This is a genomic window from Streptosporangium sp. NPDC050284 (genome assembly GCF_044459525.1).
Lineage (GTDB): Bacteria > Actinomycetota > Actinomycetes > Streptosporangiales > Streptosporangiaceae > Streptosporangium.
The window spans coordinates 107,858-120,719 of the sequence record NZ_JBITIZ010000001.1 but is presented as its reverse complement, the minus strand read 5'-3'; the positions used below and the strand labels follow the sequence as shown (position 1 = coordinate 120,719).

Annotated in this window: 9 protein-coding genes; 5 read left to right on the top strand and 4 right to left on the bottom strand. The window is 68.1% G+C overall.

Annotated elements, in window-relative coordinates; genetic code table 11:
* Positions 1-55: 55 nt before the first annotated feature.
* Positions 56-511 carry a hypothetical protein gene (locus ACIBH4_RS00505; RefSeq protein ID WP_362508941.1) on the bottom strand — a complete coding sequence of 152 codons (456 nt, stop codon included), beginning with the start codon at positions 509-511 and terminating at the stop codon, positions 56-58.
* Between the two features lie 211 nt (positions 512-722).
* On the opposite strand from ACIBH4_RS00505, the gene fxlM reads away from it, so the two are divergent.
* From fxlM to ACIBH4_RS00490, 3 genes are all read left to right on the top strand, one after another.
* The gene (fxlM, locus tag ACIBH4_RS00500) at positions 723-1,895 is read left to right on the top strand and encodes a methyltransferase, FxLD system (protein WP_362767672.1); all 1,173 of its coding nucleotides are present in this window, start codon (positions 723-725) and stop codon (positions 1,893-1,895) included.
* Positions 1,896-2,308: 413 nt separating this feature from the next.
* Positions 2,309-3,301: an ATP-binding cassette domain-containing protein gene (locus tag ACIBH4_RS00495; RefSeq protein WP_362509243.1), complete on the top strand. Its 993-nt coding sequence runs from the start codon at positions 2,309-2,311 to the stop codon at positions 3,299-3,301.
* 165 nt (positions 3,302-3,466) lie between these two features.
* Positions 3,467-4,225: an ABC transporter permease gene (locus ACIBH4_RS00490; RefSeq protein WP_386198043.1), complete on the top strand. Its 759-nt coding sequence runs from the start codon at positions 3,467-3,469 to the stop codon at positions 4,223-4,225.
* Between the two features lie 144 nt (positions 4,226-4,369).
* Here the strand turns inward: ACIBH4_RS00490 and ACIBH4_RS00485 are convergent, their stop codons facing one another.
* The 3 genes from ACIBH4_RS00485 to ACIBH4_RS00475 all read right to left on the bottom strand — a co-directional run bounded on the left by ACIBH4_RS00485 (position 4,370) and on the right by ACIBH4_RS00475 (position 7,830).
* Entirely contained in the window at positions 4,370-4,972 is a 603-nt protein-coding gene (locus ACIBH4_RS00485) for a hypothetical protein (protein ID WP_362508947.1), read from the bottom strand.
* A 388-nt stretch (positions 4,973-5,360) separates the two neighbouring features.
* Complete coding sequence (locus ACIBH4_RS00480) at positions 5,361-7,424, bottom strand: glycosyl hydrolase family 28-related protein (RefSeq protein ID WP_362767666.1); 2,064 nt, start codon at positions 7,422-7,424, stop codon at positions 5,361-5,363.
* Positions 7,425-7,650: 226 nt separating this feature from the next.
* On the bottom strand, positions 7,651-7,830 hold the full coding sequence (locus ACIBH4_RS00475) for a hypothetical protein (protein WP_362508953.1): 180 nt from the start codon (positions 7,828-7,830) through the stop codon (positions 7,651-7,653).
* 1,080 nt (positions 7,831-8,910) lie between these two features.
* On the opposite strand from ACIBH4_RS00475, the gene ACIBH4_RS00470 reads away from it, so the two are divergent.
* Positions 8,911-10,305, top strand: a complete 1,395-nt coding sequence (locus ACIBH4_RS00470) for an endo-1,4-beta-xylanase (RefSeq protein WP_362508956.1) — start codon at positions 8,911-8,913, stop codon at positions 10,303-10,305.
* A 483-nt stretch (positions 10,306-10,788) separates the two neighbouring features.
* Positions 10,789-12,849 carry a family 43 glycosylhydrolase gene (locus tag ACIBH4_RS00465; protein ID WP_362767663.1) on the top strand — a complete coding sequence of 687 codons (2,061 nt, stop codon included), beginning with the start codon at positions 10,789-10,791 and terminating at the stop codon, positions 12,847-12,849.
* The last annotated feature ends 13 nt before the right edge of the window (positions 12,850-12,862 follow it).

Sequence of the window (12,862 nt, the reverse complement as noted above, 5' to 3'; positions counted from 1 at the left end):
CACAGGTGGAGGGCGGCCGATTCCGCCCTCCACCCACCCCTTCACCCGTGCCGTGTCATGCGCGGCGGGTGTGCCTCATCGTCCAGTTGGTCTCCCAGGTCTTCTCCCCGTCCGCGGAGAACGCCTGCTCCCACAGGGCCGAGTTCGGCGTGATCTCCGACCAGGTGTATCGCATCCGGACGGGTGTGCCCTCGTAGGTTTCGTCGCCGCAGAACACGCCCTTCCCGTCGGTGAACCGGCCGAAGACGGGATTGTGGAGGACTCCGGTCTCGCTGCTGATCCAGTAAATCGCCCACAGTTCGCGTTCGACGTCAAAGGTCCGTATCGACGCCCCTTTGAAGCCCTTCGTGGGGAAGGTGATCTCGTCGAAAACGCCCGCGCCGTCGAAAAAGCCGTGGCAGACGGCGACGCTGGGAAACTCCTCCCACTCGTCGTCTCCGCTCAGCGGTTTGAGGAGCCTGCGGTTGTCTATGTCCCAGGTGCCGTGCAGGAAGTCGAAATCACTGTTCATGCAGAGATGTTAAAGCCGTTTCACGACATTCCCAGCCGGTCGGGCACCAGAATTTCCCGTCCGCGCGGACGTTGCGTGGCTCCCATATGCGAGGTACCGTCACGGCCCGCAGGCTTCGTTTTCTCATACGACATCTAACATACGGACGTTTTTCGCCTGACGGGGCATATGGCTCAGGCCGCCACATACGCATACGGCACGGAGGTCAACGATGACTGGGTGGCACGTGTTACGGGAGGAAATGGTCTCGCAAGTACGCGCCCGGGGGATCAGCCAGGCCGTGGCCGACGCGTTTCTGGCGGTGCCACGGCACGTCTTCCTGCCCGAGCTTCCCGCTCAGGCCGTCTACCAGGACGACGCGATCGTGACCAAGCGCGACGCGGACGGCCTTCCGATCAGCTCCTCCTCCCAGCCGGCGATCATGGCTCTGATGCTGGACCAGCTCGAGGTGGAGCCGGGACAGCGGGTGCTGGAGATCGGGACCGGGACGGGATACAACGCCGCCCTGCTCGCCCACCTGGTGGGGCCGGAGGGAGAGGTCGTGAGCGTCGACATCGACCCCGACCTGGTGGCACTCGCCGGAGAGCACCTGTCGGCCGCGGGGCACCCCGAGGTGAGACTCGCGTGCGGCGACGGATCCGAGGGGTTCGCACCGGGAGCGCCCTACGACCGGGTGATCGCCACCGTGGGCGTGTGGGATCTCGCCCCGGCCTGGCTGGAGCAGCTCGCGCCCGGCGGGCGCCTCGTCGTCCCGCTGGACCTGCGTGGGGTGCAACGCTCGGTGGCGATGGAACGAGACAACGGACACTGGACGAGCCGCTCGGTGCTGCCCTGCGGGTTCATGCGGATGCGCGGCCCCTTCGCGGGCCCCGAGACGACCCTGGTGCTGGACCGGGAGTCCGACCTGATGATCTCACTGCCCGAGGCGGGCGAGATCGGCGACGTGCTGGGGGCGCTCGACGGGCCCGTGGTCGAGCTGTCCACCGAGATCAGCGTCAGCCTCTCCCAGCTCCTCGACGGGTTGAGCCTGTGGCTCGCGGTGCACGAGCCCCGCTGGTGCACGATCTCGGAGGCTCGGCCCGGGTGGCTGGCCTCGCCCCCGCTCGACACGACGGGGTTCAGGATGGCCGTCGGCATCGTCGAGGGCGACAATCTCTGCCTGCTGGAGCCGTCACCGGACGGAACGCTGATCGCGCGCGGCCACGGGCCTGACAGGGTGCGGCTGGCCCGTGAGATGGTCGCCCACATCCAGGCGTGGGACATGGCGGACAGGCCCATGACGACAGGGCTCCACATCGACGCCTACCGGGACGCCCCTCCGCCCGGCGTACTGGTTCTGCGCAAGCGCCACACCACCCTCGCCCTGTCGTGGCAGGACTCCTGACCTTCGCGTCCCGCGGGCCCCGGCTGACGGCCCACGACCGCGCGGTGGCCTGACCACCGAGCCCTGGGCGCCGATCCGGCGCCCAGGGCTCTTTCGCGTTCCCGAGACTCGGAGGGCGTCACCGCGTCCGGGAATCTCCGGCGGAAAGAAAAAAATCACATCGTTTCCCGTCGCTCCGGCCCGATATGAAAAAGCCCAGGTCAGCCCGTGGATCCCAATTCCGGGGAGTTTCGGAAAGGACGTTCCCATCGGTCGGGTGAGCGCGCGTTTCCGCAGGTCAGAGCAAATGTGAATGTACGTTTCACGTTTGCCTCGCCCGGATCCCATGGGTAAGGATGAGTCATCTTCCAGCCGGGCCCCCGACCAGGGGTTTCTTCGGCATGCCACCGACCGCCCACCCCGAGGAGGGGACGATGATCCATGCCCGAGGGCTGACCCGGCGATTCAAGGTCGGGAAAGGAGTCGTCGACGCCGTACGCGGCCTCGACATCGATGTGGAGGAGGGCCAGTTGGTGGCCTTCCTCGGTCCGAACGGCGCGGGCAAGTCCACCAGCCTGCGCATGCTGACCTCCCTGCTCCCGCCGACGTCGGGAACCGCGACCGTCGCGGGCCGCGACGTCGTGTCGGATCCGGCGGGGGTCCGCGCCCGCATCGGGTACGTCGGCCAGAAGAACGGCTCGGGCGAGAACTTCCGGGTCCGCGACGAGCTGGTGACCCAGGCGCGCTGCTACGGCCTTCGCCGGTCCGAGGCGCACCGGCGGGCCGACGAGGTCCTCGGCCTGCTGGACCTGGAGTCCCTGGCCACCCGCAAACCCGGCACCCTCTCGGGCGGCCAGCGCCGCCGCCTCGACATCGCCCTGGGGCTCATCCACCGGCCCGGCCTGCTGTTCCTGGACGAGCCCTCGACCGGCCTCGACCCGCAGAGCCGCGCCAACATCTGGGAGCACATCCTGCGGCTGCGCGCGCTGCACGGCACGACCCTCTTCCTCACCACCCACTACCTGGAGGAGGCCGACACGATGGCCGAACGGGTGGTGATCATCGACCACGGCCGGATCATCGCCGACGGAACCGCCGATCGGCTGAAGGGTGATCTGGCCGGTGACCGCGTCACGGTCACCGTCCACGACGAGCCACAGGCGGTGAGGGCCGCCGAGGTCGCCGCGCGGATCGCGGGATCGGACGCGGTCACCGTCGCCGGGACGACGGTACGGCTGCGGGTCCCCCACGCGGGCGCGGCGCTGCCGGAGTATCTGCGCTCCCTGGAGGCCTCGGGGGTGAAGGTCGCCACCGCCGAGACCGCCCGGCCCACCCTGGACGACGTGTTCCTCGCGCTGACCGGCCGCAGCCTGCGCGAGAGCGACGAGAGCCCTGGCGCAAATGCGGCCGGTGCGCACGACGCCTGACCGGTGGCAGCGCACCCCGCACGCCGACCGGCCACGCCCAACGACCACGGCCCGCACACCTCCTGCCCACACAGCCCCGCACGCCGACCGGCCGCGCCCAGCGACCGCGGCCCGCGCGGCACCTACCCGCGCAGCCCCCTCCCCACCGGTAAGAAAGGCCGCCCCGTGCGCGTACGATCCTTCCTCCGCGACACCGTGACCGTGTTCTCCCGCGAGTTCGCCCCCGTGCCGCGCGAACCCCTCGGCCTCCTGTTCACCATGGGCCAGCCACTGCTCTTCCTGTTCCTGTTCGGCCCGCTGCTCGGAGGAACGTGGAGCTTCGAGGGCTCGCCGTGGCAGTGGTTCGTGCCCGGTATTTTGATCATGATGTGCCTGTCCGGGCCGATGATGGCCGGATACTCGCTGCTGGTGGAGCTGATCGGCGGCTCGATGGAGCGCATGCTGGTCACCCCGCTGAACCGCACGGCGATGCTCGTCGGCCGGACGATGAAGGAGTTCGTGATCCTGCTCGCCCAGGCCGTGCTGATCATCGTTCTCGCGGTGCCGCTGGGCTTCCGCCCGCACCTGCCGGGGGTGCTGACCGGACTGGCGATACTGGCCGTGTTCGGGATCGGCCTGGGCGCGCTCTCCTTCACCCTCGCGATCGCCTCCGCTCCGAGCGGCAACCTGTTCTACGGCGTCACCCAACTGGTGTTGTTTCCGCTGATGTTGCTCTCAGGCGTGCTGCTGCCGATGGACTTCGGCCCGGCGTGGCTCCAGGTCGCCGCCACACTGAACCCGGTCACCCACATCGTGGACGCGGAGCGGGCACTGTTCGCCGGCCGTTTCGCGGACGCCTCGGTGCTGTACGGAACGCTCTGGGCCTGCGCCGTCGCCGCGGCGGGCCTCGCGATGGGCACCAGGTCGATGCGCCGCGGCATCTGACCTCGGCGCCCTCGGGAGCGTGCAGCGAGGTCGGGGCGGTTCCCTGCGCGTGGGTCGGGAGCGGGTCGCTCCGCCCTCAACCCACGTGGAAAGCCGAAGAGCCCCGTCTTCGAGATGAAGGACGAGGCTCTTCGCGGTGCGCGGCTACTGGGGGGTGGGGGTGTGCGAGGGCGAGGCGGTGGCCGTCGGAGTGGGGGCGGAGCGCTCCTTCGCCGGCTCCCTGGTGACCTTGCAGTCGTAGGCGGCGATGGCGTACCCGGGCAGCAGCTTGCAGGTCGTCCACACCGGACCGACCTTGTACGCGTAGATGGCGGGAAGTCCGCCGTCCTCCCCCGCGGGGCCCTGGGGCCCCTCAGGGCCGGTCTCACCGGGGGCGCCCTTCGGGCCGGCCGGACCGGCGGGTCCCTGCGGGCCGGTCTTCCCCTGGTAGCCGCGAGGTCCGGCCGGCCCCTGGGTTCCGACGCCGTCCTTGCCGTCCTTGCCATCACGCCCGGCGGGTCCCTGGGGGCCGGGGCCCGCGACCGTGCTCTGGCCCTGGGCGGACTGCTTGGCCCACCACGTCTTGACCTCGGTCGGCTTGCACTTCGTGGTGGCGGAGACCAGACGCACCAGACCGGTGCTCTTCAGCTTGCACGCATAGATGAGGTCGGCGCCTGAGGTCTGGGCGGCGGAGGCGGTGGTGATGCCGGACATGCCGACCGCGAGAACCGCGGTAGCCGCTATCGCCAGAGGCGTCTTGAAACGCATATGGAACTCCAGAAAAGAAGGGAAGGCCGTGATGCGGCTCGACAAGAGTGCCAGGTGGGAACGATCCACGCTGCCATATCGGATCATGTGATGAAAAAGAGACCGACTTCCACTCCCGACCCTCTAGTTTCCGGAACTTTCGCCATTAAAGACACTTTTGTCGAAAAGTACACTTATTGTCTTGGGCGCGCCTTTCGGTATTCGGCCGGCTCCTGTGGCCACCGTCCGTACGGAACCCGGACCGCGGGGAGGGACCTCCCCGCGGTCCGACGGCCCCGCGAACCGCGGCACCGGCCGTCCGGCCGGTGCCGCCGTGACACCGGCACCCGCTATGGAGAGGCCGGTGGTTTCGAAAAGCGACGTACGCTCTGTCGGTACGACCGGACGATCACCACGGGGAGGGCGCCGGCGGCGTGACCACCGGTGGGCGGTCGTCGCAGGTGATGGTGTTGGGCAGCATCCACGGGGCGAGCCAGGCCCCGGTGGCGCCGCCCCCGTCGTTGCCGCCGAGGTCGGTCAGGGAGAACTCCGAGCCGGTGGGCGGGAAGTTGAACGAACCGCAGTTGTTGACGCCGACCGCGCCGACGTTGCGGGCGTCCACGTTCTCGAAGGAGGCCGATCCCTTCACCCGCGCGCTCACCACCGAGGTGCCGGTGCCGTCGACCCTGATGTCCTTGAAGTGGACGTTCGTGATCGAGTACAGGTCCTTCACTCCCCACTCGCTGACCAGCATGATCGCGTTGTAGGTGTTGTCGAGGAAGTGGTTGCCGACCACCTGGATGTCGGCCTCGATGTTCTTGTCGAGCGCGTAGAGCCAGATGGCTCCCAGACCGATGTTCCAGTTCAGCTCGTACGTGCCGGCCCGGACCGTGGTGTTGTCCTTGATCGACAGTTTCCCCGCGAACGCCTCGGCGCCGAAGCGGGAGCCGACGTGGATGCCGCTGCCCTCGCGGATCGGGTCGGCGACGAGGTTGCCCGAGACGGTGTTGTCCGTGCCGCCGTAGACGGCGATGCCGTTCGCGAGGGTCGGCGTCTGCACGGTGTTGCGGTCGAAGGTGTTGCGGGCGTTGGCGATCTTCTCGGACCACAGGGCGAGGCCGTCGTCACCGGTGTTGCGGATGAAGTTGTTCGACACGACCGAGTCCGTGACGCCGCCGTGGAAGTTGAGGGCGTCGGCGATCTGGTCGACGATGATGTTGTTCGTGATCCTCAGGTTCCTCATCGGCCCGTCGAACCACATGCCCACCTTGGTGCGGTGGATGTGGAGGCCGTCGACGGTCGAGTCGCTCAGCGCCCCGCCGATGCCGTTCACCTGGTCGGTGTCGATGCGCTCGCGGACGTCGCCCTCGATCGCGAAGCCGGACAGGTGCACGTTCCTGCTGCCGCCCTTTGACGCGTCCTTGCCGTAGAAGCCGACTCCGGTGTGCACCGAGCCGTCGGGGGCCGGGGAGGGAAGGGCGACCTGTCTGCCCTTGATGATCGTGTACCAGTTGCCGGCGCCTTCGATCGTCACGTCGTCGACGACGATGTGGCGGTTCACCTGGTAGACGCCCGGTGGGATGTAGACCTTGAGGCGGCCGCGCTTGGCGAAGGCGATCGCCTTGTCGATCGCGTCGGCGGAGTCGCGCCTGCCGAGCGGGTCGGCGCCGAACGCCAGCACGTTCGCCGCGACGAGCCTGACGTGCGGCGCGCCGACGAGCTCCGAGCCGAGCAGGTCGATGACCGTCCACGCCGCGTTGCTCCCGGCCGGGACCGTGAGCCGCACCCTGTCACCCGCGCGGTACGTCCTGCCGAGCAGGAGACGCTGCTCGTCGTAGAAGTGGGTCGGGCGGAACGGCTTCGTGATCGTCGGGGCGGGCGTCGTGGCACTGGGAACGCAGGCGCACTCGGTGATCCACCAGTCGGGGTGCAGCAGGTCGGCGTTCGGGTCGTTCGTGAACGGATACTGGTTGTAGAGCCACGAGTACTGCGACGTGAGGGTCATCACCTTCCTGCCGCCGCCGTTCACCGTGACGTGTAGCGGCGCGGTGATGCCACCGCCGTTCGGGGCGTCCGGAATGCTGTAACGCACGGTGATCGCGTTCGCCGCCTTCGGCAGCGTGAACTCGACGTGCTGCCTTGGCGTCAGCCTGACCGCCCTGCGGCCTGACGCCTCCCCCGCGAGCGTGTACGCATCGCGGTCCGGGCCGATGGTCATGCCGTTCGTCGTGGCGTTCTCGGCCTCCTGCTCGGTGAAGGCGACATCGGCGCCCCGCCCGGCGACGAGTGACGGGTCGAGGGCGGCGCGCGTCACCACGGGGGCCGGGGCACCGCCCGTGCCCGCGAGGGCGGGGGGACCGGGCACGACGCCGAGGCCGGTGAAGGCCACGATCACCGCCGCGACCGCCGCCGACGCCCTTCGCGGTGGCCCGCCTGTCCGTCTCGCCGCGGCTTCCGTGATGCTCCGTGACATTCGGATGCTCGTTTCTCTCGGGGGAACACCTGAAAACGCTCGGGGCGGAGCGAACGCCACGAGGGTGAGGCGACCGTAGGACTCCGGCGCCTCGCCCCACAAGAGTCTTGCGAAATAGTTTCGCAATCTTGCTCTATAGCTGCGGATACCTCACAGGTTCTTGCAATGCGAGTCATGGATCATTGCGATGTTCCGTAACGTACGACCCACCCCGATGCGATGTGGGTCACTGGAGATCCATGGCCTCGCGGGCACGCGTCCGGGTGCCCGCGCTCACCGCCGGCAACACCGCGGTCACGATGCTGGAAAAGGTCAGGGTGAGGTGGTCCGCTCCGTCCGCGAAGGCTCCGCGTGTGATGTACGTGCGGAGCGACACCGTCCAGACGGCCGCCGTCCAGGCGAACACGAGGGTGAAACGCCACGGCGAGCCCCGCGTCGTCCCGGCCTCCTGTGAGCGGCGGGCCGGGCGGCGAAATCAGAAGGGGCAACGCGCGCTCGCGCCCCGGAGTGGCCCCGCAGGCCTTCGGCTGCGACCTCGAGGCCGAAAGCGCCGGCCTACCGCCGGCAAACCGACCCGCACGTGTCAGGGCAGGACGAGGACCTTGGTGCCGGGACGGTGTCGGCGAATGTCCCGAACCACCCTCGAGATCACCCATGGCCGAGGGGCCACCCGAACGGCGGTGAGCCGGGCAGCGAGGGCTGATCGGTGCGATATGAGTGTTTGCGCTAACACCCCTGCGAGCAATGTAAGGCCCGCGTTACGGCCGCGTCAATCGTTCACATCACAGAAACCTGTCCTGGCTCCATCGGGGTTTTCGGCCCTCCCAAAAGGGGGGCCACGCCCTCGCGAGCCGGGAGCTCGGCGCCCGCGCCTCTCGCCTCCGCCGAAGCGGCCCCTCCCCCGCCGGACACGTGGAACGATCGTCGATCCGGCGGGCATCGGGGGTCGGCGAGAAGATTTTCACCGATCGGTCCCCCTCCCCAACTTGTCAACCAGGGGTCTTGAGGAAGTCAGCTGGATTCGGTCAGAATTCCATGGTTGCCAACTGGTAACTTCTGTGAAACTTTCACATTCGCAGGCAACGCGACGCGATCTCCCTCTGGACGAATGCCCAGGCCGGAAACGTTTCGTTAGCAATGCCCAGGTCAGCGAGGGTCATGACTCGTTGACGGTGGATCGGACAGTCGGATGTACTCCCCGACAACGCACTTACAGGAGCAGGCCATGGAGATCTGGAAGCCCAGATGTTAGCGATAACAAAGCTCGATGGCCGCTGCCCCCTCGACCTGGCCAAGGAGCGTTGGATGCCCGTCTCATCCCGAACGCGAGCCCAGGACGGACCTTTGGCCCGCCTCCCGCGGTGCCGGCGACCCGCCCACCTCGCGACGACGGCTCTGGTCGGCTCCCACCCGCTCTCGAAGCCCGGCCTGCTCCTCCGGACCGACTCCACCCGCTGACGCCTCATCACCCCCCCAAGGAACCGGCATGCTCTTCACCGCGATCCCAACCATCGCCTCGAAAGCACGACGAACCATCACCATCGCGCTCGCCGCCGCCCTCGGGGCCGGCGTCGTGGTCTCCGTCCAACAGACCGCCTCCGCCGCGGAGACGACGCTCGGGGCCGCCGCCGCCCAGTCGGGCCGTTACTTCGGCGCGGCCATCGCGGCGGGCAGGCTCGGTGACTCCACCTACGTGAACATCCTGAACCGGGAGTTCAACTCGGTCACCGCCGAGAACGAGATGAAGTGGGACGCCACCGAACCCCAGCGCGGCAACTTCAACTACAACAACGCCAACCGCATCGTGAACCACGCGATCGGCCGGGGCATGTCGATTCGCGGACACGCCCTGCTGTGGCACCAGCAGATGCCCGGATGGGCCCAGGGTCTGTCCGGCTCCGACCTGCGCAACGCCGCCATCAACCACGTCACCCAGGTCGCCACCTACTTCCGCGGCAAGATCCACTCCTGGGACGTCGTCAACGAGGCCTTCGCCGACGGCGGAGGCGGCGGACGCCGTGACTCCAGCCTCCAGCGAACCGGCAACGACTGGATCGAAGCCGCCTTCCGCGCGGCCCGCGCCGCCGACCCTGGTGCCAAACTCTGCTACAACGACTACAACACCGACGGCATCAACGCCAAGAGCACCGGCATCTACAACATGGTCCGCGACTTCAAGTCACGCGGCGTCCCCATCGACTGCGTCGGTTTCCAGTCCCACCTGACCAACTCCACCCCCAGCGACTACCAGGCCAACCTCCAGCGCTTCGCGGACCTCGGCGTCGACGTCCAGATCACCGAGCTCGACATCTCCGGCTCCAACCAGGCCAACGCCTACGCCGCCGTCACCCGCGCCTGCCTGAACGTCGCCCGCTGCAACGGCATCACCGTCTGGGGCATCCGCGACAGCGACTCCTGGCGCACCGGCCAGAACCCCCTCCTCTTCGATGCCTCGGGCAACAAGAAGGCCGCGTACACCTCCGTCCTGAACACGCTCAACTCAGTCACCCCCAACCCGTCCCCCACCCCCACGGTCACGCCCACGCCCACGCCGGGTCCGGGCGGGCCGTGCCGGGTGGGGTACACCCTCAACGCCTGGAACAGCGGATTCACCTCGGCGATCACCATCACCAACACCGGGTCCTCCGCGATCAACGGCTGGTCGCTGACGTTCGGCCTGCCGTCGGGCCAGACCATCACCTCGGGCTGGAACGCCACCTACTCGCCCTCCAGCGGCCAGGTGACGGCGCGCAACGTGAGCTACAACGGCTCGATCCCCGCCGGCGGTTCGATCGACATCGGCTTCCAGGCCAACCACACCGGCAACACCTCCGCGCCCTCCTCCTTCACCCTCAACGGGAACACCTGCTCCCGCGCCTGAACTCCCGGTGGGGAGAGGCCGTCCGCCCGTGATCGGCGGGCGGACGGCCACACCACCGGCGGCTCGGTGGCATCGTCCCCCAACCCGACCACAGCGGTAATCCGGCAGCTCCACCTCGTTCTCCCCCCAACGGCCGGACCTGCGGTGTGACCTGACCTCACCCCGCGCCCCCGGTCCCGTCGTCCACCGGACGACGGGACCGGGCACCCCCCACCTGTCTCACCCCCCAGAGAAAGGAACGCCTGTGTCACCCAGCCGCAGGCAGTGTCGCCACCGCCCAGCAGCGTTCCGGTCGCACGACTTTTCGGCCCGCCTTCCGCGGCACCGGGGCCACATGCCGCGCATCGACTCGATCAACGCGTCGTCGAGTGCCTCCGACCGGCAGGACGCCACATTCAAGGTGAGGTCGTAATCGAAGTGTTAACGCTAACAAAATCCTTCAAGGGAGGACGTATGCCTTTTAAAAGGCGAAATCGCCTGCGCATGCTGCTAGCCGCCCTCACCTCGATCGTGCTCACCGGTGCCCTGCTCACACTCGCCAGCCCCGCGGCGACCGCGGCGACCGTCGACACGAACGCCTGGTACGTGCTGGTCAACCGCACCAGCGGCAAGGCCCTGGACGTCTACAACCTCTCCACCGCCGACGGCGGGCGCATCACCCAGTGGACCCGCAACAACAACAACAATCAGCAGTGGCAGTTCGTCGACTCCGGTGGCGGCTACTACCGCATCAAGTCCCGCCACTCCGGCAAGGTGCTGGACGTCAGCGGCTTCTCCACCGCCAACGGCGGCGCGGTCGTCCAGTGGGCCGACCTCAACGGCACCAACCAGCAGTGGCGCCTCGCCGACTCCCCGGACGGCTACGTGAGATTCGTCAACCGCAACAGCAACAAGGCCATGGAGGTCCAGAACGCCTCCACCGCCGACAACGCCAACATCGTCCAGTACGACGACTGGGGCGGCAACAACCAGCAGTGGCAGCTCGTCCAGGTCGGCGGCGGACCGAACCCGACCCCCACCCCGACGCCGACGCCGGGTCCCGGTGGCAACTACACCAACCCGGTCGTGTGGCAGGACTTCGCCGACGGTGACATCATCCGGGTCGGCGACGCCTACTACTACTCGGCCTCGACGATGCACTACTCGCCGGGCGCGCCGATCCTGCGCTCCTACAACCTGGTCGACTGGGAGTACGCGGGCCACTCGGTCCCCAAGCTCGACTTCAACTCGAACGCCTACGACCTCAACGGCGGCCGGGCGTACGTGAAGGGCATCTGGGCCTCGACCCTCAACTACCGGCCGAGCAACAGCACCTACTACTGGATGGGCTGCATCGAGTTCAACCGCACCTACGTCTACACCGCCTCCGCGGTCGACGGCACCTGGACCAAGCGCTCCCAGATCAACAACTGCTACTACGACGCCGGTCTGCTCGTCGACGACAACGACACGATGTACGTCGCCTACGGCAACGGCACGATCAGCGTCGCCCAGCTCTCGGCCGACGGCCTCAGCCAGGTGCGCGCCCAGCAGGTGTTCCAGACCCCTTCCAGCGTCGGCGGCACCCTTGAGGGCGCCCGCTTCTACAAGCGGAACGGTTACTACTACATCTGGCTGACCAAGCCCGCGAACGGCCAGTACGTGCTGCGCTCGACCAGCCCGTTCGGCCCGTACGAGATGCGCCAGGTCCTGCTGAACATGCCCAGCCCGATCTCCGGCGGCGGCGTGCCCCACCAGGGCGGACTGGTGCAGACCCAGAACGGCGCCTGGTACTACATGTCGTTCGTCGACGCCTACCCCGGCGGCCGGGTGCCCGCTCTCGCGCCGATCACCTGGACCGGCGACGGCTGGCCCACGATCCAGACGGTGAACGGCGGCTGGGGCGTCAACTACCCGAAGCCGAACATCCAGACCAACAAGACCGTTCAGTCGATGATCGGCCCCGACACCTTCACCTCACCCTCGCTCGGCCACCGGTGGGAGTGGAACCACAACCCCGACGACTCACGCTGGTCGACCGGGAACGGCCTGCGCCTGCAGACCGCGACCGTGACGAACGACCTGTACAACGCCCGCAACACCCTGACCCACCGCATCCAGGGGCCGTCGTCGACCGCGACGATCGAACTCGACTACTCGCAGATGGCCAACGGCGACCGCAGCGGCCTCGCCATCCTGCGTGACCAGTCGGCCTGGATCGGCGTCAAACGCGACAACGGGGCGACCCGCGTCGTGATGACCAACGGGCTGACCATGAACAGCAGCTGGCAGACCACGGGAACCGGCACCGAGGCGGCGAGCGCCAACGTCTCGGGCGGCCGGATCTGGCTGAGGGTCAACGCCGACATCCGGCCCGGCTCCGGACGGCAGGCCCGCTTCTCCTACAGCACCGACGGGACCAACTTCACCGCGCTCGGACCGGCCTTCACGATGAACAACGCCTGGCAGTTCTTCATGGGCAACCGCTTCGGGATCTTCAACCACGCCACCCAGGCCCTCGGCGGCTCGGTGACCGTGCGCCGCTTCGACCTCACGACCCCGTAAGACCAAAAAACAC